General features: G+C 72.4%; 21 protein-coding genes. 15 read left to right on the top strand and 6 right to left on the bottom strand.

The genetic code is table 11. The features are described from left to right. The first annotated feature begins 56 nt into the window (after positions 1 to 56). The 5 genes from BLU82_RS05360 to BLU82_RS35505 all read left to right on the top strand — a co-directional run bounded on the left by BLU82_RS05360 (position 57) and on the right by BLU82_RS35505 (position 5,142). Positions 57 to 1,625 (top strand): ABC transporter substrate-binding protein, encoded by a 1,569-nt coding sequence (locus BLU82_RS05360; protein ID WP_092616632.1) that lies wholly within the window; start codon positions 57 to 59, stop codon positions 1,623 to 1,625. Further along, positions 1,618 to 2,622, top strand: coding sequence for an ABC transporter permease (locus BLU82_RS05355; protein WP_092616629.1), 1,005 nt, complete (start codon positions 1,618 to 1,620; stop codon positions 2,620 to 2,622). The genes BLU82_RS05360 and BLU82_RS05355 overlap by 8 nt, the downstream gene beginning before the upstream one ends. A gap of 104 nt (positions 2,623 to 2,726) precedes the next feature. Next, complete coding sequence (locus tag BLU82_RS05350; protein ID WP_370246307.1) at positions 2,727 to 3,524, top strand: ABC transporter permease; 798 nt, start codon at positions 2,727 to 2,729, stop codon at positions 3,522 to 3,524. Next, complete coding sequence (locus BLU82_RS35510; protein WP_092616623.1) at positions 3,521 to 4,327, top strand: ABC transporter ATP-binding protein; 807 nt, start codon at positions 3,521 to 3,523, stop codon at positions 4,325 to 4,327. The genes BLU82_RS05350 and BLU82_RS35510 overlap by 4 nt, the downstream gene beginning before the upstream one ends. Beyond that, positions 4,324 to 5,142, top strand: a complete 819-nt coding sequence (locus BLU82_RS35505) for an ATP-binding cassette domain-containing protein (RefSeq protein ID WP_092616620.1) — start codon at positions 4,324 to 4,326, stop codon at positions 5,140 to 5,142. The genes BLU82_RS35510 and BLU82_RS35505 overlap by 4 nt, the downstream gene beginning before the upstream one ends. Before the next feature lie 2 nt (positions 5,143 to 5,144). On the opposite strand, the gene BLU82_RS05335 is transcribed toward BLU82_RS35505, so the two are convergent. Further along, positions 5,145 to 6,035 (bottom strand): ROK family protein, encoded by an 891-nt coding sequence (locus tag BLU82_RS05335; RefSeq protein ID WP_092616617.1) that lies wholly within the window; start codon positions 6,033 to 6,035, stop codon positions 5,145 to 5,147. 35 nt (positions 6,036 to 6,070) lie between these two features. Here BLU82_RS05335 and BLU82_RS05330 point away from each other — a divergent pair, with 35 nt between their 5' ends. Genes BLU82_RS05330 through BLU82_RS05315 form a run of 4 tightly spaced genes read left to right on the top strand, consistent with a single transcriptional unit; the run spans position 6,071 to position 9,215 of the window. After that, a complete protein-coding gene (locus BLU82_RS05330; RefSeq protein WP_092616614.1) occupies positions 6,071 to 6,817 on the top strand; it encodes a creatininase family protein in 747 nt (248 codons plus the stop codon). Continuing rightward, a complete protein-coding gene (locus tag BLU82_RS05325) occupies positions 6,818 to 7,945 on the top strand; it encodes a mandelate racemase/muconate lactonizing enzyme family protein (protein ID WP_092616611.1) in 1,128 nt (375 codons plus the stop codon). Beyond that, positions 7,945 to 8,331 (top strand): RidA family protein, encoded by a 387-nt coding sequence (locus BLU82_RS05320; RefSeq protein WP_092616608.1) that lies wholly within the window; start codon positions 7,945 to 7,947, stop codon positions 8,329 to 8,331. The genes BLU82_RS05325 and BLU82_RS05320 overlap by 1 nt, the downstream gene beginning before the upstream one ends. After that, positions 8,328 to 9,215, top strand: coding sequence for a 3-methyladenine DNA glycosylase (locus BLU82_RS05315; RefSeq protein WP_172885536.1), 888 nt, complete (start codon positions 8,328 to 8,330; stop codon positions 9,213 to 9,215). The genes BLU82_RS05320 and BLU82_RS05315 overlap by 4 nt, the downstream gene beginning before the upstream one ends. Here the strand turns inward: BLU82_RS05315 and BLU82_RS05310 are convergent. Together BLU82_RS05310 and BLU82_RS05305 are read right to left on the bottom strand one after the other, a co-directional pair. Continuing rightward, positions 9,212 to 9,550 carry a hypothetical protein gene (locus tag BLU82_RS05310; RefSeq protein ID WP_197682745.1) on the bottom strand — a complete coding sequence of 113 codons (339 nt, stop codon included), beginning with the start codon at positions 9,548 to 9,550 and terminating at the stop codon, positions 9,212 to 9,214. The two genes, BLU82_RS05315 and BLU82_RS05310, sit on opposite strands and share 4 nt — an antisense overlap. Before the next feature lie 343 nt (positions 9,551 to 9,893). Then, the gene (locus BLU82_RS05305) at positions 9,894 to 10,940 is read right to left on the bottom strand and encodes a biotin/lipoate A/B protein ligase family protein (protein ID WP_092616599.1); all 1,047 of its coding nucleotides are present in this window, start codon (positions 10,938 to 10,940) and stop codon (positions 9,894 to 9,896) included. 50 nt (positions 10,941 to 10,990) lie between these two features. Here BLU82_RS05305 and BLU82_RS05300 point away from each other — a divergent pair, with 50 nt between their 5' ends. Next, the gene (locus BLU82_RS05300; protein ID WP_092616596.1) at positions 10,991 to 11,680 is read left to right on the top strand and encodes a Pr6Pr family membrane protein; all 690 of its coding nucleotides are present in this window, start codon (positions 10,991 to 10,993) and stop codon (positions 11,678 to 11,680) included. Then, positions 11,646 to 14,162, top strand: a complete 2,517-nt coding sequence (locus BLU82_RS05295) for an RNA helicase (protein WP_197683028.1) — start codon at positions 11,646 to 11,648, stop codon at positions 14,160 to 14,162. Before BLU82_RS05300 ends, BLU82_RS05295 begins: the two co-directional genes overlap by 35 nt. Here BLU82_RS05295 and BLU82_RS05290 read toward each other — a convergent pair whose 3' ends face one another. Continuing rightward, the gene (locus BLU82_RS05290; protein ID WP_157740592.1) at positions 14,163 to 14,678 is read right to left on the bottom strand and encodes a hypothetical protein; all 516 of its coding nucleotides are present in this window, start codon (positions 14,676 to 14,678) and stop codon (positions 14,163 to 14,165) included. It lies immediately after the preceding gene. Positions 14,679 to 14,751: 73 nt separating this feature from the next. Then, positions 14,752 to 16,200, bottom strand: a complete 1,449-nt coding sequence (locus BLU82_RS05285; protein ID WP_172885535.1) for an LGFP repeat-containing protein — start codon at positions 16,198 to 16,200, stop codon at positions 14,752 to 14,754. Between the two features lie 138 nt (positions 16,201 to 16,338). Here BLU82_RS05285 and BLU82_RS05280 point away from each other — a divergent pair, with 138 nt between their 5' ends. From BLU82_RS05280 to BLU82_RS34010, 4 genes are all read left to right on the top strand, one after another. Next, entirely contained in the window at positions 16,339 to 16,656 is a 318-nt protein-coding gene (locus BLU82_RS05280) for a helix-turn-helix transcriptional regulator (RefSeq protein WP_092616587.1), read from the top strand. Continuing rightward, positions 16,653 to 17,156 (top strand): SRPBCC domain-containing protein, encoded by a 504-nt coding sequence (locus BLU82_RS05275; RefSeq protein ID WP_092616584.1) that lies wholly within the window; start codon positions 16,653 to 16,655, stop codon positions 17,154 to 17,156. The genes BLU82_RS05280 and BLU82_RS05275 overlap by 4 nt, the downstream gene beginning before the upstream one ends. A 35-nt stretch (positions 17,157 to 17,191) precedes the next feature. Next, positions 17,192 to 18,016: an alpha/beta fold hydrolase gene (locus tag BLU82_RS05270; protein WP_092616580.1), complete on the top strand. Its 825-nt coding sequence runs from the start codon at positions 17,192 to 17,194 to the stop codon at positions 18,014 to 18,016. 102 nt (positions 18,017 to 18,118) lie between these two features. Further along, positions 18,119 to 18,274, top strand: a complete 156-nt coding sequence (locus BLU82_RS34010; protein ID WP_157524349.1) for a hypothetical protein — start codon at positions 18,119 to 18,121, stop codon at positions 18,272 to 18,274. On the opposite strand, the gene cimA is transcribed toward BLU82_RS34010, so the two are convergent. After that, positions 18,267 to 19,856 carry a citramalate synthase gene (gene cimA, locus BLU82_RS05265; RefSeq protein ID WP_092616577.1) on the bottom strand — a complete coding sequence of 530 codons (1,590 nt, stop codon included), beginning with the start codon at positions 19,854 to 19,856 and terminating at the stop codon, positions 18,267 to 18,269. The two genes, BLU82_RS34010 and cimA, sit on opposite strands and share 8 nt — an antisense overlap. Positions 19,857 to 20,010: the final 154 nt, after the last annotated feature.

The raw sequence follows: 20,010 nt of genomic DNA, 5'->3' as shown, positions 1-20,010 counted from the left end.
CCGACATACGGAACGGGACTTACATGTAGCTGAACGTTGCGCCACTCTTGTCCGCCATGGACGCAACCGCATCGGGACCGGACCGGCGCCTCAGCCGGCGGTCCGTGCTCCGGCTGGCCGGCCTCACCGTGCCCGCCGTCGCGCTGTCCGGCCTGCTGACCGGGTGCGGCTCCGGCCCGGCGACGGAATCCGGACGGCGCACGCTGCGGGTGTCGCAGGCCGGCGAGCCGCGCACGCTGGACCCGCAGAAGCAGGGCGACATGCCCTCGATGAACGTGCTGATCAACCTCTTCGACACGCTGACCGGCCGGGACGAGCACAACGAGCTGGTGCCGCGGCTGGCGCTGCAGTGGACCGCGGTCGACGACCTCACCTGGCGGTTCCGGCTGCGCGAGGGCGTCACCTTCCACAACGGTGAGCCGTTCGACGCCGAGACCGTCCGGTTCAGCATCGAGCGGCTGCTGAACCCGGACACCGCCTCGCCCATCGTCGAGCTGCGCTACGTCACCGGCGTCACCGTCGTCGACCCGTACACCGTGCACCTGAACACCAGCCAGCCGGACCCGATCATCCCGGAGAAGCTGTCGCTGTTCGGCGGCGTCATGGTGCCGCCGGCCTACCTCCAGGAGACCGGCGACGCCGGGTTCGCCGAGCACCCGGTCGGGTGCGGGCCGTTCCGGTTCGTCGAGTACCAGCGCGCCGTGCAGGTCGAGCTGGCGGCGTACGACGACCACTGGGCCGGGCCGCCGCCGGTCGACCGGCTGATCTTCAAGCCGATCCCCAACCCGGCGTCGGCGCTGGCCGCGCTGCAGAGCGACGAGGTCGACCTCGTCACCGGCCTGGTCCCCGACGCCGCGCTGCAGCTGCAGGGCTACCAGGGCGTCCGGATCAGCAACCACCCCGGCATCCGCACGTCGTACCTGTCGCTGGACACCGAGGACCCGGTGCTCTCCGACAAGCGGGTGCGCCAGGCGCTCAACCACGCCGTCGACGTCCCGCAGCTGATCGAGGCGGTGCTCGACGGCAAGGCCCGCGAGGTGCCGACGATGATCCCGCGCGAGTCGTTCGGGTTCGACGACTCCGTCCAGCCGTACACCCGCGACCTGGACCGGGCCCGCGAACTGCTGGCCGAGGCCGGCCACCCGGACGGCTTCCGCACCACGCTCACCGCGTCGAACAACGACGCGTTCGTCGCCCAGGCCATCTCCGGGCTGCTGGCCCGGGTCGGCGTGGACGCGCGGGTCGAGCTGCTCGACCCGGCCATCTACTCCGAGCGGCTGACGTCGGACAACCGGCGCGCGCTCGGACCGGTCTACCTGGCCGCCAGCACCGGCTGGACGCTCGACGGCGCCAGCAACGTGCAGTCGAACGTGCGCCGCGACCGCCGGCAGAGCCGGTGGACCTCCGACGAGGCCGACGCGCTGATCGACGCCGAGGAGCTGTCGGTCGACCCGGACCAGCGGCGGGCGGCCTTCGCCGAGCTGCAGCGGCTGCTCGAGGAGGAGGCGCCGTTCGTGTTCCTGTACCAGATCGACACCATCCTGGTGCACAACGACCGGGTCGCCTGGCGGCCCAACGTCACCGGCGCGCTGGCGATGGACCGCGCGGAGGTGAACGATGACTGAGCGCACCGTCCTCGCCGGCGAGGCCACGCCCGCACCGCCGGCGTCCGCCCCGCCGCGGCCGGGCCGCACCCGCGCCGTCCTGCTCGGCGTCGGCTCGAAGCTGCTGTCGGCGCTGATCGTCATGTTCCTCGCCGCCACCGGCACGTTCCTGCTGGTGCGCATCTCCGGCGACCCGCTGGCGCTGCTGCTGCCGCCGGACGCCACCGCTGAGCAGGCCGACCAGCTGGCGGCGACACTCGGCCTGGACCAGCCGCTGCTCGTGCAGTACGGCGACTACCTGGCCGGACTGGTCCGGCTCGACCTCGGCGACTCGATCTTCTACAACCAGCCGGTCTCCGAGGTGATCGCCGACCGGCTGCCCGCGACGGCGCTGCTCGCGGTGTCGGCGCTGGCGGTGGCGCTGGTCATCGCCGTGCCGGCCGGCATCGCCGCCGCCATGCGCCGCGGCCGGGCCGCCGACAAGGGCATCATGGCGCTGGTCCTGGTCGGCCAGTCGACGCCGGCGTTCTGGGTCGGCATCGTGCTGATCCTGGTGTTCGCGGTGCAGCTGCAGGTGCTGCCGGCCTCGGGGTACGGCACGTTCGCGCACCTCGTGCTGCCGGCCGTCACGCTCGCGGTGTACTCGGTCGCCGTCGTCGCCCGGCTGCTGCGCTCGTCGCTGATCGACGTGCTGTCGTCGGACTACCTGCGCACCGCGACGGCGAAGGGGTACGGCCCGACCCGCGCCGTCCTGTCGCACGGGCTGCGCAACGCGTCGCTGCCGGTGGTCACCGTCGTCGGGCTGGAGGTCGGGTCGCTGCTGGGGGGCGCGATCCTCACCGAGCAGGTGTTCAGCTGGCCCGGCCTCGGGCGGCTCACCGTCGAGGCGATCTCGAACCGGGACCTGCCGCTCGTGCAGGGCACGGTGCTGCTGTTCGCGGCGATCTTCGTGGTGATCAACCTGCTCGTGGACCTCTCGTACCGCCTCCTCGACCCGCGCGTCCGGATGGAGAAGTGATGGCCGACGTCTCGATCGCGGCGTCCGCCGGGACCGCCGCCCGCACCGCCCGGTCGCACAACGCGTGGCGCGCGCTGCTGGTCAACCGCTGGGGCCTGACGGCGATGGCGTTCCTCGCCGTCGTGGTGCTGGCCGCCGTCCTCGCGCCGGTGATCGCGCCACACGACCCGCAGACGCAGGACCTGCTCGGACGGCTCGCCCCGCCCGCGTGGGCCGGCGGCGACGCGAGCCACCTGCTGGGCACCGACCACCTCGGCCGCGACGTGCTGAGCCGGCTGATCTACGGCAGCCGGGTGTCGCTGCTGGTCGGCGTCGCGGCGGCGCTGATGGCCGGCGTCATCGGCGCGGTCGTCGGGCTCGTGGCCGGCTACTACGGCGGCTGGGCCGACCGAGTGCTGATGCGGCTGGCCGACGTCCAACTGGCGTTCCCGTCGATCCTGCTGGCGCTGGCCGTCGTCGCCTTCCTCGGCACCGGCCTCTGGATCGTCATCGTCGTCCTCGGCGTCACCGGCTGGGTGTCGTACGCGCGGGTCGTCCGCTCCGAAGTGGTCAGCCTGAAGACCCGCGACTTCGTGACGGAGGCGCGGGCCATCGGGGTGGGCGACGCGACGATCATCCGGCGGCACCTGCTGCCCAACGTCAGCGCGCCGCTGGCCACCATCGCCACGCTCAACGTCGCCGCGGCGATCGTCGCCGAGAGCGCGCTGAGCTTCCTCGGGCTGGGCGTGCCCAGCGACGTGCCCACCTGGGGCAGCATGCTCGCCGACGGGCAGCTGTACCTGGGCACGTCGTGGTGGATCGCGGTCTTCCCCGGCCTGGCGCTGATGCTGACCTCCCTGGCGATCAACATCACCGGAGACGCCATCCGGGACGCCACCGACCCGAAGGCCTACCGCCGATGACCCCATTGCTGCGCATCCGCGACCTGACCGTCGACTTCGAGCTGGACGGCGAGACCGTGCACGCCGTCCGCGGCGTGTCGCTGGAGGTGGCCGCCGGCGAGACCCTCGCGCTGGTCGGCGAGTCCGGCAGCGGCAAGACCGCGACCGCGCTGTCGATCCTGCGGCTCAACCCGCAGCCGCCGTGCGTCTACCCGGCCGGGACGATCGAGCTCGACGGCGCCGACCTGCTCGCGCGGCCGGAACCGCAACTGCGGCCGGTCCGCGGCAACGACGTCGCGATGATCTTCCAGGACCCGATGACCAGCCTGAACCCGCTGAAGAAGGTGGGCCGGCAGATCGGCGAGGCGCTTCGGCTGCACCGCGGGGTGGGCCGCCGCGAGGTCCGCCCGGCCGTCGTCGAGGCGCTGGCCGAGGCCGGCGTCCCGCGGCCGGAGGAGCGCGCCGACCAGTACCCGCACGAGCTGTCCGGCGGGCTGCGCCAGCGCGCCATGATCGCGATGGCGCTGGTGACGCGGCCGCGGGTGCTGATCGCCGACGAGCCGACGACGGCGCTGGACGTCACCGTGCAGGCGCAGATCCTGGAGCTGCTGGCGCGGCTGCAGGACCGGCACGGCATGGCGATCCTGCTCATCACCCACGACCTCGGCGTCGTGGCCGACGTCGCCGACCGGGTCGCGGTCATGCGGGCCGGCGAGATCGTCGAGACCGGACGCTGCGAAGAGCTGTTCGCGGCGCCGTCGCACGAGTACACCCGCAACCTGCTGGCGGCCACGCCGCGGCTGATCGAGGGGGCGTCGCGATGATCGAGCTGGACCGGCTGCGCATGGAGTTCCCCGGCCGCGGCGGGCGGCCGCCCACGGTCGCCGTCGACGACGTGAGCCTGACCGTCGAGCCGGCCGAGACGCTCGCCGTCGTCGGCGAGTCCGGCTCGGGCAAGACGACGCTGACCCGGCTGCTGCTCGGGCTGCTGCGCCCGACGTCGGGGACGGTGCGCGTGGCCGGCACCGACCCCGCGACCTGCGGCGCGGCCGAGCTGAGGCGCCTGCGCCGCCGGCTGCAGGTGGTCTTCCAGGACCCGTACTCGAGCATGAACCCGCGGCTGCGCGTCGCCGACATCGTCGCCGAGCCGCTGGTCACGCACGAGCCGACGGCGCGCGGCCGGGCCGGACGGGAGCGGCGCGCGGCCCGCGTCTCCGAGCTGCTGGAAGCCGTCGGGCTCGACGCCGGCGCCGCGCGCCGCTACCCGCACGAGTTCTCCGGCGGGCAGCGCCAGCGCATCTCCATCGCGCGGGCACTGGCGCTGAACCCCGAGATCGTCGTGCTGGACGAGCCGACCAGCGCGCTGGACGTCAGCGTACAGGCGCAGGTGCTCGACCTGCTGGCCGCGCTGAAGCGCGAGTTCGGCCTGACCTACGTGTTCGTCTCGCACAACCTGGCGGTGGTGAGCCGCATCGCCGACCGCGTCGCCGTCATGAAGGACGGCGCCGTCGTCGAGCTGGGCGAGACCGGGACGCTGTTCACGGCGCCGTCGCACCCGTACACGCGGGCGCTCATCGACGCCGTCCCGGAGCCCGACCCGGCCCGGTCGCGGCTGCGCGCGTCGCGGGCGGCCTCATGAGGTCAGCCCAGCCGCGTGAGCACCAGCCCGGCGCCGCCGAGCAGCGCCGACACGTCCTCGTCGACGTCGGCGACGACCAGGTGCGGCCGCTCGGCCTCGGCGCTCCACGACGTCACCGCGAGCAGGCGGTCCTCGATGCGGTCGCGGAACGCCTGGCCGGCGGCGCGCGCCTCGCCGTGCACGATGAACCGGCCGGGCGCGAACAGGTGCTGGATGTTGATCAGGCCGAGCGCGAGGTGGTCGGCGTACCGGTCGAGCACGGCCTCCGCCGCGGGCTCCGTCCGTCGCACGAGGTCGGGCAGGCCGGTGACGCCGTCGAGTCCGGCCGCCGCGGCCGCGCGCCGCAGCCAGGCCGTCGTCGCGACCGTCTTCCAGCAGCCCAGGCTGCCGCACGTGCACATCTCGCCCTCGGCGGCGACGATCATGTGCGCGCCGCTGCGCCCGCCCGGCGGCGCGATGACCTGGCCGTCGTAGAGGATGCCGACGCCCAGCGTCTCGCCGGTGGTCACCGACGCGAACGAGCGGCGGCCGCGGCCCTGCCCGAACCAGCGGTCGCCCATGGCCTGCAGCCGGGCCCGGTGCTCGGCGACGGCGGGGGCGCGGCCGTGCTTCGCGACGACGTCGGACAGTGGGAAGCCCTTGAGCTGCGGGAGGTCCAGCAGCTCGACGATGGCGCCGGTGTGGACGTCGACCAGGCCGGGGCAGGCGATGCCGATGCCGCGGACCCGCTGGAAGGTGAAGCACTGCGCGGCGACGTCGGCGATGACCGCCTCGACGTCGGCGCGTCCGGCGCCCGCGGCGAAGGAGCGTTCGACCAGCTGGCGCAGCTGCCCGTCGTCGTCCACCGCGGCCGCGCGCACCAGCCCGGGGAGCAGCTCGACCGCGCCCAGCATCGTCGCGCCCTCCTTCCGGGCATGGGGAGAAGGAGATGACTGTACGCCAGCTGGACGAGCTGACCTGGGCCGAGTTGCGCGCCGTCGCGCCGGCCTCGATCGCGCTGCTGCCGATCGGGTCGCAGGAGCAGCACGGCGCCCGGTTGCCGCTGGGCACGGACACCCTGCTGGTCCGGACGATCGTCGCCCGCGCGCTCGCGGAGGAGCTGCCCGACGTCGTGCTGGCGCCGGCGCTGCCGTACGGCCTGAGCCCGCACCACCGGTTCGCCGCGGCGGTGACGCTGACGGCGTCCACCCTGCAGGCGGTGCTGGGCGAGGTGCTGGACAGCCTGGTGGACTGCGGCTTCCGCCGGATGCTGATCGTCAACGGTCACGGCGGCAACGACGAGCCCATGCGGCTGGCCGTGAAGTCCGCGGCGCTGCGCCACGATGTCGCCGTCGCGGCGGCGAACTACTGGAGCCTCGGCGATCCCGGCCGCTCCCCCGGCCACGCCGGCCGGTTCGAGACGTCGCTGCTGCTGGCGGCGGAGCCGGCGCTGGTCCGGCCCGCGGGCGCTTCCTCGCCGGCGCCGTCGCCGCCGCCGCTGTTCGAGCACCCGCCGTACCCGGGCCTGGTCGCCGAGCGGCACGGCGAGTGGGCCCGCGCCGGCGGCGTCACCGACGACGCGAGCGGCGCGGCAGCCGACCACGACCTGCTGGCCGGGCTCGGCGCCCGGCTGGCCGCCGCGATCCGGGCGTTCGACGAGGCGACCGCCGCCTCACATCACCGGGAGAGGAACTAGATGCAGATCAGGTCCGTCGACGCGTGGGTGGTCAACCTCCCGCTCACCAACCCGTTCACCAGCTCGTTCGAGACGAAGACCGGCGAGACCCGCACCGTCGTGCGGATCCGCCTCGACGACGGCGTCGAGGGCTGGGGCGAGACGATGTGGGGGCAGCCGGTCGCCGCGTTGGTGCGCCGGCTGGGCGAGTCCCTGGTCGGGCGGAGCCCGTTCGACCTGGAGGCGTTCCACGCCACGCACACGATGGTGCCGTTCTTCCACGGCTACCTCGGCTACGCCGCCCTCGCCGCGCTCGACGTCGCCTGCTGGGACGCGATGGGCAAGCTCACCGGGCAGCCGCTGGTGAACCTGCTCGGCGGCCGGGTGCGCGACCGCGTCCCGATCACCGCTCTGGTCACCCGGGCCGATGCCGGTGACGTCGCGCCGCGCGACCTGCCAGCCGCGCTGGCCGAGCACGCCGCCGCCGTCGTGGCGTCCGGCGGGTTCACCGCGGTCAAGCTCAAGGGCACCCGCGACCCGTTCGGCGACGTGGAGATCCTGCGGGCGATCCGGTCCCGGCTGCCCGACGTCGAGCTGCGGGTGGACCCGAACGCCGCGTGGTCGGTGCCCGACTCCGTCCGGGCCGGGCTGCGGCTGGAGGAGCTGGACCTGGAGTACCTCGAGGACCCGTGCGCCGGCATCGAGGGCATGGCCGAGGTGCGCCGCCGGGTCCGCATCCCGCTGTGCACCAACATGTGCGTCGTCCGGTTCGAGGACTTCGCGCCCGCCGTCCGCCTCGGCGCCGTCGACGTCGTACACGGCGACGTCTACAAGTGGGGCAGCGTGTCGGCGACCAAGCACCTGGCTGCGCACTGCCAGACGTTCGGGCTCGGGATGAACCTGCACAGCGGCGGCGAGCTGGGCATCGCGACGGCGGCGCACCTCGCAGTCGTAGGAAGCACGCCGATCCTGGACCGCGCCATCGACAGCATGTACTACCTGCACGCCGACGACATCATCGAGCCGCTCGACCTCGCCGGCGGCGCGCTCGCCGTCCCGTCCGGGCCCGGCCTCGGGGTCGTCGTCGACGAGGACAAGCTCGCGCACTACGCGGCGCTCAACGAGAAGGAAGGGGACCTGACCCACTGATGCCGGCCTTCGCCACCGTGCCGGGCGCGCCGTCGCCGGCCGGACCCTACAGCCACGCCGCCGTCGCCCACGGGTTCCTGTACACGGCCGGATTCGGCCCGCAGGACCCCGCCACCGGCCGCGTCCCCGACGGCGTCGCCGAGCAGACCCGCCAGGTGCTGCGCAACGTCGGGACGGTCCTGGCCGCGCACGGCCTGGGCTTCGCCGACGTCGTCAAGGTGACCGTCCACCTGCAGCACCTGAAGCGCGACTTCGCCGCCTACAACGAGCCGTACGAGGAGTTCTTCCGGCCGCCGTTCCCCGTCCGCACCACCGTGGGCTCGGACCTCATGGACATCCTCGTCGAGGTCGACGTCGTCGCCGCATTGCCTACGCTGGATGGGTGATCCTGGCCGAGTCGGAGTGGCGGGCGCGCCAGCTCGCCCACGAGGCGCGCGTCGACGCGCTGGTGGGGCCGCACCTCTCACGCCGGCGTGACGGGGTGGCCCACCCCGTCCACGACTTCCTCTTCACCTACTACAGCTTCAAGCCGGCCCAGCTGCGCCGCTGGCACCCGGGGCTGGGCGTCGTGCTGGCGGGGTCGCCGCCGCACGCGTCGTGGTCGGGGTACGTCGCCGGGCCGTCCGGTGTGGCCGTCGGCGCCGCGGTGACCTCGCGGCGGGCGGCCACCGTCGACTGGGTGCGCGCACTGCTGGCCGCCACGGCCTCGCGGTCCGCCCACACCGGCTGCTTCGGCCTGCACGAATGGGCCATGGTCTACCGGACGAAGCCCGGCGACGTGCGGCACGAGGCGTACCCGCTGCGGCTCGGCCACTCCGGCACCGACGAGGTGGTCGAGGCGCACCAGATCAGGTGCTCGCACTTGGACGCGTTCCGCTTCTTCACGCCGTCCGCGCGGCCGCTCAACGCCCTGACGCCGTCGCGGGCCACGCAGCCCGCCATGGAGCAGCCGGGCTGCCTGCACGCCGGTATGGACCTCTACAAGTGGGCCTACAAGCTCACCCCGCTGCTGCCGTCCGAACTGGTCGTCGACGCGTTCGAACTGGCCGGCGAGATCCGCGAGCTCGACATGCGCGCGTCGCCGTACGACCTCAGCGGGCTCGGTTACGAACCGATCCGCATCGAAACGACGGATGGCAAGCGCGAGTACGTCGAACGGCAGCGCGCCTTCGCCGCCCGCGGCGCCGACGTCCGGGCGCGCCTGCTCGCCGAGTGCGACCGGGTCGCCGTCACCCCTGCCGCGAGCACCTCACTCGCCACGGATCCCTAAGGGCCGCGCGGCGGCTGCGACCAGCGGCGGCTGATCTGGCGCTGCAGGCCGCGCAGCGCCACCAGGGTCTCGGCGTCCGAGTGTCCGGTGACGATGGCCCAGTCGCGGCCCGCGCCGACGACATCGCTCATGACCACGATCTCCGCAGACAGCAGCAGCCGCACCCAGTCCGCCGGCGGCAGCGGCCGCCCATCGCGCAACGCGGCCAGCAACCGGCGTGTCTCCGCGCCGAAGGCCGCCACGCTCCGGAAGCCCATCGCCCGCGCGAGCTCCTCCGAGCACGTCGCCGGGCCGCCCCACTGGAGCAGCGCCCGCCGCAGTATGGCGCGCTGCACGTCCGTGATCGGCAGGTCGACCGCGCCATCGCGACCGCGATCTTCCGCAGCCGGTCGGTCTCCGGATCGGCGTCGTACTCGACGCAGCCCACCCGCCAGTGCTCGAGGTCCGCTCGGATCTCGTCGAGCGATCGGCGGTCGACGCCGTGCAGGTGGGTCAGCCCCGTCACCGTCGGCGCACCATCGGCGTGGCCGGCGGCGTCACCCTCGATCCAGGGGACGGCCCAGTCGTGGGCGGCCGCACGGGTCAGCCGCCCGTCGGCGACCGCCGCCCAGCAGGCCTCCACGTCGGCGCGCGCGGGCCAGCCGTCGCGCGTGAACAGCCCGCTGCCGCGGAACGCGGTCACGGGACGCGGGTGAGCCAGTCGTCGGTGCCGAACTTCGTGTCGACGAGGTCGGAGGCCAGCCGCAGCGTCTTCTCGTCCAGCGTGTCGTCGGTCAGCCCGTAGCGGGCCCGGAACGTCCCCACCATGCGGTCGATGACGTCGGCCCGCGGCAGCCCGGTCTGTGACCGCAGGGGGTCGACCCGCTTGTTGGCGCTCTTCGTGCCCTTGTCGGAGAGCTTCTCGCGGCCGATGCGCAGCACCTCGAGCATCTTCGCGGCGTCGATGTCGTAGGCCATGGTGACGTGGTGCAGGACGACGCCGCCGGCGAGGCGCTTCTGGGCGGCGCCGGCGATCTTGCCGGCCGGTGAGGTGATGTCGTTGATCGGCTGGTAACTGGCCTCGATGCCGAGGTCGCGCAGCGCCGCCACGACCCACTCGTCGAGGAAGGCGTAGGAGTCGACGAAGGAGAGGCCGGAGACCAGCGACTCGGGCACGTAGAGCGAGTACGTGATGGTGTTGCCCGGCTCGACGAACATGGCGCCGCCGCCGGAGATCCGCCGCACCACGGTCACGTCATGGCGCGCAGCGCCGGACAGGTCGACCTCGTTGCGCAGCGACTGGAAGCTGCCGATGATCACCGCGTTCGACGCCCACTCCCAGACCCGCAGCGTCGGCGGCCGCTCCCCCGCGCCGACCTGCTCGGCCAGCACCTGGTCGAGCGCCATCTGCAGCGCCGGCGGCTGCGGCCCCTCGTGCAGGAAGTGCCAGTCGTGGTCGGTCCAGGACGTGGCGCCGGTGAGGGCCCGGCGGACGGCGACCGCGACGGCCTCGGCGGAGAACCCGAGCATGACGACGCCGTCGAGCACGCCGTCGACGCGGGCGGCCAGCTCGGCCGCGGACAGCGAGACCGGTGCGCCCACGAGCGCGGCGTCGATGCGTTCGAGCGCGTCGTCGGGTTCGAGGAAGAAGTCGCCGCTGACGCGCGCGTGCCGGATGACGCCGTCGAGGACGTCGAGGTCGACGACGACCAGCTTGCCGCCCGGCACCTTGAACTCACCATGCATGATCGTGACAACCGCACCGGCCACAGAGCTGTTCCCGCTACGCTCCGACCATGCGACCGTGGCGCACCGACCCGACGACCGCCCGCGTCTGGCACCTCGTCACCGCGCTCATCCCGCTGGCCGCCCTCGCCATGCAGTTCGCCCTCGTGCTCGACGGCGGCAACGTGCTGGTCGAGGACGGCGACGAGCCGCCGTCGACGGCGCTGCGAGTGGCGAACTTCTTCAGCTACTTCACCGTGCAGAGCAACATCCTGGTCATGGCCGGCGCGCTGTTGCTCGTCATCGACCCGCACCGCGACGGCCGGGGCTTGCGGGTGCTGCGGCTCACCGGGCTGATCGGCATCAGCGTCACCGGTGTCGTCTACGCGACGCTGCTGGCGCCGCTGGTCGACCTGGAAGGTGCGGCACAGGCCGCCAACATCGGCCTGCACTACCTGACGCCGGTCCTGGCGGTCGCCGGCTGGCTGCTGTTCGGGCCGTGGCCGCGCATCGACACCTCGACGATCCTGCTGACCCTGATCTGGCCGGTGCTCTGGCTCGTGTACACGCTGATCCGCGGCGAGGCCGTCGACTGGTACCCGTACCCGTTCATCGACGTCATCGAGATCGGCTACGGGCGCACGCTGCTGAACGCGGCGGGCATCACGGTCCTGCTGCTCGGCGTGGGCTGGCTGTTCCTCGCCGGCGACCGTAGGCTCGGTGACCGTGCCGGATCTGACGACGTCGCTCGAACACGCTGACCACGATCCGGATTCCCTCTACGACGCCTTCACCGAGTGGGCGGCCGAACGCGGCTTCGACCTGTACCCGGCGCAGCAGGAGGCGCTGATCGAGCTGGTCTCCGGCTCGCACGTCATCCTCAGCACGCCGACGGGGTCGGGCAAGAGCCTGGTGGCGGTCGCGGCGCACTTCGCGGCGCTGGCCGACGGACGGCGGACGTTCTACACGGCGCCGCTGAAGGCGCTGGTGTCGGAGAAGTTCTTCGCGTTGATCGAGATCTTCGGCGCCGCGAACGTCGGCATGATGACCGGCGACTCCAGCGTCAACCCGACGGCGCCGATCATCTGCTGCACGGCCGAGATCCTCGCCAACATCGCGCTGCGCAGCGGCGACGACGCCGACGTCGGCCAGGTCGTCATGGACGAGTTCCACTTCTACTCCGACCCGCAGCGCGGCTGGGCCTGGCAGGTGCCGCTGCTGGAGCTGACGAAGGCGCAGTTCCTGCTGATGTCCGCCACCCTCGGCGACGTCGCGTTCTTCGAGAAGGACCTGCGCCGCCGCACCGGCCGCGAGGTCGCCGTGGTCACGTCGGCGCAGCGCCCGGTGCCGCTGACCTACCAGTACTCGCGCGAGGCGACGCACGACCTGCTGGCCGAGCTGCTGTCGACGCACCGCGCGCCGGTGTACGTCGTCCACTTCACCCAGGCGGCGGCGGTCGAGCGGGCGCAGGCGCTGGTCAGCGTCAACGTCGCCAGCCGCGAGCAGCGCGACCGCATCGCCACGGAGATCGGCGGGTTCCGGTTCAGCTCCGGGTTCGGGAAGGTGCTGAACCGGCTGGTCCGCGCCGGCATCGGCGTCCACCACGCCGGCATGCTGCCGAAGTACCGCCGCCTGGTCGAGCGGCTGACGCAGGCCGGCCTGCTCAAGGTGGTGTGCGGGACGGACACCCTCGGCGTCGGCATCAACGTCCCCATCCGCACCGTCGTCTTCTCCGGCCTCACCAAGTACGACGGCGTCCGCATGCGCCAGCTCTCGGCTCGCGAGTTCCACCAGATCGCCGGACGGGCCGGCCGGGCCGGGTACGACACCCTCGGTGAGGTCATCGTCCAGGCGCCGGAGCACGAGATCGAGAACCAGCGGCTGATCGCGAAGGCGGGCGACGACCCCAAGAAGCTGAAGCGCGTCGTCCGGAAGAAGGCGCCGGAGGGGTTCGTCTCGTGGGGCGAGGCCAGCATGCAGCGGCTCATCGCGGCCGAGCCGGAGCCGCTGACGTCCAGCTTCGAGATCAGCAACGCCATGGTGCTGGGCCTGATCGCCCGGCCGGGCGACGCGTTCGCGCACGCGCGCACGCTGCTCACCGACAACCACGAGCCGCCGTCGCGCACCCGCAAGCACGTGCACGACGCCGTCGCGATCTACCGGGCGCTGGTCGCCGCCCAGGTCGTCGAGCGGATCGATCCGCCCGACGCCGAGGGACGGACGGTCCGGCTGACGGTCGACCTGCAGCCGGACTTCGCGCTCAACCAGCCGCTGTCGCCGTTCGCGCTGGCCGCGTTCGACCTGCTCGACCAGGAGTCGCCGACGCACGCGTTGGACCTGCTCTCCGTCGTCGAGGCGACGCTGGACGACCCCCGTCAGGTGCTGTCGGCGCAGCAGTTCAAGGCCCGCGGCGAGGCCGTCGCGGCGATGAAGGCCGAGGGCATCGAGTACGACGAGCGCATGGAGCTGCTCGAGGACGTCACCCACCCGAAGCCGCTGGAGGAACTGCTCGACGCCGCGTTCACGATCTACCGGCAGAGCCACCCGTGGGTCGGCGACTACGAGCTGTCGCCCAAGTCCGTCGCCCGTGACCTCTACGAACGCGCCATGAGCTTCGGCGAGTACGTGGCGTTCTACAGCCTGGCGCGCTCGGAAGGGCTGGTGCTGCGCTACCTCGCCGACGCCTACCGCGCGATGCGTCAGACGGTGCCCGAGGAGGCCCGCACCGAGGAGGTCGCCGACCTCGTCGAGTGGCTGGGCGAGCTGGTCCGCCAGGTCGACTCCTCGCTGCTGGACGAGTGGGAGGCGCTGCGCAACCCCGCGGCGCTCGACGACGACGGCGGCGCGGTCCCGGTCGAGAACGCGCCGCGGCCGATCACCGAGAACCGGCGGGCGTTCCTGGTCGGCGTCCGCAACGCGCTGTTCCGGCGGGTCGAGCTGGCCGCCCGGCGCGACTGGGCCGGGCTGGCCGCGCTCGACTCCGCCGACGACTGGACGGCCGACGACTGGCAGGACGCGCTGGAGCCGTACTACGACGAGCACGCCGACATCGGCATCGGCCCCGACGCGCGCAGCGCGAAGCTGCTGATCGTCACCGAGCACCCGGACCGCTGGGAGGTCCGGCAGATCCTCGACGACCCCGCCGGCGACCACGACTGGGGCTTCACCGTCACCGTCGACCTCGCCGAGTCCAACGCCGCCGGCGCCCCCGTCGTGGCCGTCAGCGACGCCGGACGCCTCTAGTCAGACGCCGGTCGCGGCGAACCAGGTGGTGGCGTTCGGCCCGACGAAGACGACCGGGGCGATGCACGGATCCGGCAGGTCGACGCGGTCCTCGATCTCCGAGTCGCCGCTGGTGGACGCCGGGAACGGGTCGGTGGCCACGTTCACCGTCGTCGCGGCGCCGTCGACCGTGGTGAGGCAGCTGACGACGGCCACGAAGGCGGGCGCCGGGTTGATGCCCTGACGGTCCGGCGGCACCGGCGCGGCCTCGAGCAGGACGAGCCCCTCGACCTCCACCTCGATGCGGCCATCGCTGTTCAGCTCCACGTCCGCGTCGTCGAGCTGCCACGGCAGGCCGCCGCCGTTGACGCCGCGGATCGGGTTGGCGGTGCCGACGTACGGACCGTCGACCGGGACCATGGTGTCGGCCTCGACCACCGTGCGGCCCTTCGAGTGCCCGTTCCCGCCCGACGCGGGCAGCGCCACGAGCGCGGCGGTGGCGAGCGACGCGAGCACGGCTGCGGGTATGCGCTTCATCTGACATCCCTTTCGCGGGTCGGTACGGGTCCGTCTCTTGTACGTGCCGGACCCGCGAAAGGATCGAGCGTCGTCAGCCGAAGGTCACGTCGAAGTAGGCCTTGTACGCCCCCTCCCCGGTGAGCAGCGGCGTGGCCAGGTGGAACTCGACGTCGCGCTCGCGCTGCAACGGCGAGCGGGCGAGGCCGATCAGCGACTTCGGCGCCAGTGGGAAGACGGCCGTGCCGATGGTGTCGTCGCCGCTGTCGATGGCGTCGTTGATGGCGTCGGCGATCGGCCCGGCTCCGGCGTTGGCCAGCGCGAGCGCGATGCCACTGACGGTGAGCCCGACCCCGGTCGCGGCGACGGCGGCGGCCAGGCCGTTCATCGCCAGCCGCACCCCGGCCTCGATCTGGCCGCGGTACTCGTCCGGATTCCCGGTGTCGTGCTCGGCCATCGTGACCGTCAGGGCGCCGATCCCGGCCGGCGGCCCCTGGTAGACGACCATGGCGTCCGGGAACGTCCCGCCGGCGTCGACGTCGATGATCGGCGATCGGACGGAGACGGTGGCGTCCCGGTTCGGCCCCACGGAGGTGGCGACGACGTAGGTCTCGTCCTGGCCGGAGAGCTCGTCGGACTCCGCGAAGCAGTTCGTCCCGCGATAGCGGACCTGGATGCTGCGGACCACCTGCAGGCCGAGGTCGTCCCACAGGTAGATGTCGCCGTGCTCGAACGTGCTGACCTTGCCGCGGTCGGCCCGTTCGAACTGCTCGTTGCTGGTCGGGTAGCCGAGATCGCCCGTGGGCCCGCCCAGCTCCTTCCACTTCGCGCCGATCAGCCCGTGCACCTCGTGCGCGCCGGTGGTCGCGGTCGAGTACATGGTGCCCGACTCGAACTCGGTGATCTTGCCGCGGCCGTCGGGAATCCGCTTCGTGTCGGTGGTCGGCCGGCCCAGGAAGCTGCCCAGTCCGCCGAGTTCCTCGTACTCCGCGAAGATCGGCGCATCGATCGCGAACGCGTCGCCGGACGGGTGGAGGAAGTAGATCGCCCGCTCGCCGTTGAACTCCTGCGAGTAGAGGCGCCCGCCACTCACCGGCGTCGAGTGGATCGGCCCGGCGGGCGCGTCGAAGCCCGGCGCCTCCAGCGCCTTCGCCTCGATGCCGTCGCGCACGATCCGGGCCACCCCCAGGCCGTCGTCGCGGCCCTCCAACCAGGCCGCCTTCAGGTCCTCGACGTGCTCGGTGCCCAGCGGCGGCGGGACGAAGTCGTCGACCGTGACGCCGCGCAGCCCGACGGTGATGCCGCGCTTGAACCCCTTCTTGTAGGCCTCGAACCGGGCCATGCCGTCCTCGAAGCCCTCCTTGAACGCGTCCTCGGCCGGACCCGGCTCGCCCGCGGGATTGTTGTCCAGCGTGTGGTCGCCGAACGCGCCCTCCTTGTAGCCGTCGGCGTACCTCGGCCCGAGGACCGGATCGCCCGCGTGCGGATTCTCGAACGGCCGCTCGATGAGCTGGGTACCCGTCCCGTTCTCGTCGTCCGGCATGGCCATCGCCCCCTGTGCTGCCTGGCCCGGGCGTGCGGCACCGGGCCGCCTGACGTTCCCCACTTCGCAGCATGGCACCGCCGGTGACCGGTGTGAAGGGATTGACATGTGACCATTTGGTCACCTATCGTTCCAGCCATGACCGACGACCGGGTCTTCAAGGCACTCGCCGATCCGACGCGGCGCTTCCTGCTCGACCTGCTGTTCGCCCGCGACGGGCGCACGCTGACCGAGCTGGAGTCCGAGCTGGAGATGAGCCGCTTCGGGGTCATGAAGCACCTGCGCGTGCTGGAGGAAGCGAACCTCGTGGTCACGCGCCGGTCGGGGCGGGAGAAGCTGCACTTCCTCAACCCGGTCCCGATCCGCGAGATCCACGACCGCTGGATCGACAAGTACACCGAGCACCACACGACGGCGCTCTTGCAGCTCAAGGCTGAACTGGAGGACGAATCATGACGACGACGCAGGTGTACCGCATCTACATCAAGGCCACCCCGGAGGCGATCTGGGACGCCATCACGAAGCCGGAGTGGACGGCGCGCTACGGCTACACCGGCCTCGCCAGCTACGACCTGCGTCCCGGCGGCGCGTACACCGTCGCGCCGACGCCGGAGTTCAGGGCCGCGGCCGAGGCGCAGGGCTTCCCGTGCCCCGACGTCATCATCGACGGCGAGGTCATCGAGGCCGAGCCGCCGAAGCGCCTCGTCACGACGTTCCGGATGCTGATGGACCCGGCCATGGCCGAGGAGGGCTTCACCCGCATCACGCACGAGATCTCGCCCGCACCCGACGGCAACTCCTGCGCCCTGACGGTGACGCACGAGCTGGCCGGCGCGCCGCTGCTCGCGGCCATGGTGCACGGCGACAACGAGGCCGAGGGCGCCGGCGGCGGTCACGCCTGGGTGCTCAGCGACCTCAAGAGCCTGCTCGAGACCGGCGCTCCCCTCGCCGGCTGACCGAACCCCCACACCGACGCCACCAGGAGCACACCATGGACCAGATCACCTCCGCCGACGGCACCACCATCGCCTACACGACCCAGGGGGCGGGGCCCGCGCTCGTCCTCGTCAACACGACCATGGACGACCACCACGGCCTCGACGCCACCGCCGCGGCGCTGGCCGGCGACTTCACCGTCGTCGGCTACGACCGCCGCGGCGTCGGTCAGAGCGGCGCGGGCGGCCCGTACGCCCCCGAACGCGAGATCGAGGACCTCGCCGCGGTGATCCAGGCGGTCGGCGGGTCCGCCGCCCTGGCCGCCGGCTCCGGCGGCTGCGGGCTGGTCCTCGCGGCCGCGACCGCGCTCGGCGCCGCCGTGACGGGCATCTACCTCTTCGAGCCGCCGTTCATCGTCGACGACTCCCGGCCGCCGGTGCCCGCCGACTGGGTGGAGCAGGTCGACGCACTGGTCGCCGCCGACCGGCGCGGCGACGCCGTCGAGCTGTTCATGACGCAGGTCGTCGGCGTGCCCGCCGAGTACATCGGGCCGATGAAGGCCGACCCGTCGTGGGAGACGATGGCGGGGTACGCGCACACGCTGGGTCACGACGGGCAGATCCTCGCGGGCACGCAGGACGGCACCCCGCTGCCCACCGACCGGTGGACGGTGAGCCAGCCGGCGGTCGTCGCCGTGGGCGAGAACTCCGAACCGTTCTTCCACACCGGTGCGAAGGCGCTGGTCACTCAGTTGCCGCACGGCCGGTACGAGAGCCTGCCCGGCCTCGACCACTCCGCCTTCTGGACGGCGCCCGACGCCGTCGCGGCGTCCATGGTCGAGGCGCTGCGGGCGACGTCGGCCCATGGGCCGAACGGCTGATCTTGGTCGACCCGCCGGAATTCGATGCGACACGCCGGTCCGAAAGTGACAGAATTCACTTCGGTCATACCGCAGTACACAACACACGAGAAGGGACCGCACGTGATCCGGGGGATCCTCGACCACGGCAGCAACGGCTGGCGGGTCGAACTGTACGACACCGAACCTCTCCGCCGTACCATCATCGAGATCGACGCGCTGCCCACGTGGGCCGACGCGTCGGCCGTCATGAGCAGCGCGTTCAAGCTCGTCAGCTGATCGCCGACTCCCCCTGGCGCAGCAGTCCGTAGGTGACGGCGTCGACGAGCGCCTCCCACGAGGCCTCGATGATGTTGGCCCCGACACCCACGGTCTCCCAGGACGTCTTGCCGTCCGTCATCTCCACGAGCACGCGCGTCACCGCGTCCGTGCCGTGGGCCGCGTCCAGGATCCGCACCCGGAAGTCGATCAGCTCCAGTTTGGCGATCTCCGGGTAGAGCGCGCCGATCGCGGTGCGCAGGGCGTGGTCGAGCGCGTTGACCGGACCGTTCCCCTCACCGGTCACGACGACGCGCTCGCCCCCCGCCCGCAGCTTCACCGTCGCCTCGCTGACGGCGTCGCCGCCAGGGCGCGACTCGGTGATGACCCGCCACGACTCCACGTCGAAGTAGCTGGGCCGGCCCTCGGCCTCCTCGCGCAGCAGCAACTCGAACGACGCGTCGGCCGCCTCGAAGGTGTAGCCGGCCGCCTCGAGGTCCTTCACCTTGCGGGTGACGCGGGTGACCAGCTCGGGGTCGCCTGACACGTCGTAGCCCAGCTCGCGGCTCTTCAGCTCGATGCTGGCCCGGCCGGCCATGTCGGACACCAGCAGCCGCATGTCGTTGCCGACCCGCGCGGGGTCGGTGTGCTGGTAGAGGTCGGGGTCGACCTTGATCGCGCTGGCGTGCAGGCCGGCCTTGTGCGCGAACGCGCTGGCGCCGACGTAGGGCTGGCGCGAGTAGGGCACGATGTTGGTCAGCTCGGAGACGGCGTGCGCGATGCGGGTGACCTCCTGCAGCGCGCCCTCGGGCAGCACCGTCAGGCCGCGCTTGAGCTCGAGGTTCGCGACGACCGTCATGATGTCGGCGTTGCCGGTGCGCTCCCCCGTGCCGTTGACGGTGCCCTGCACGTGGGTGGCACCCGCGTCGACGGCCGCGACGGAGTTGGCGACGGCGCAGCCGGTGTCGTTGTGGGCGTGCATGCCGACCCTGGCGCCCGTGCGCGCGAGCACGTCGCGCACCGTGGCGCCGACGTCGTCGGGCAGCATGCCGCCGTTGGTGTCGCACAGCACGACGACGTCGGCGCCGGCGTCGGTGGCGGCGCGCAGCACCCGCAGGGAGTACTCGGGGTTCGTCCGGTACCCGTCGAAGAAATGCTCGGCGTCGAGGAAGACGCGGCGGCCGTTCCGGACGAGGAAGCCGACGGTGTCGGCGATCATCGCCAGGTTCTCGTCGAGCGTGGTGCGCAGGGCCCGCTCGACGTGCCCGACGTGGCTCTTCGCGACCAGCGTGACCACCGGCGTCTCGGCGTCGAGCAGCGCACGCACCTGCGGGTCCTCGGCCGCTGTGGTGCCCGCCTTGCGGGTGGCGCCGAACGCGGCCAGCTTCGCGTGCGTGAGGTCCAGCTCGGTGCGGGCGCGGCGGAAGAACTCGGTGTCCTTCGGCACGGCGCCCGGCCAGCCGCCCTCGATGAAGCCGACCCCGAGCTCGTCCAGGTGGCCGGCAATGGCGAGCTTGTCCTGCACGGAGAGCGACAGGCCCTCCTGCTGGGCGCCGTCGCGGAGCGTGGTGTCGTAGACGTGGAACTGCTCGGGGTCGGTCACTGCGCTGTCCTCACGGGGGTCGGCGGACACATGCTGGGTTGGCTGGCAAAAGAAAAGACCCCTCGCGGATGCGAGAGGTCTGCGCGCCTGGCATGGAGCTGGGTGCCGGCGCGCCTACGGAATAATCAGACAGAAGGTCATCGTGCAGCAGTAT

Origin of the sequence: Jiangella sp. DSM 45060 (genome assembly GCF_900105175.1) — a bacterium.
Taxonomy (GTDB): Bacteria; Actinomycetota; Actinomycetes; order Jiangellales; family Jiangellaceae; genus Jiangella.
This window is presented reverse-complemented; position numbering and strand designations above follow the sequence as displayed.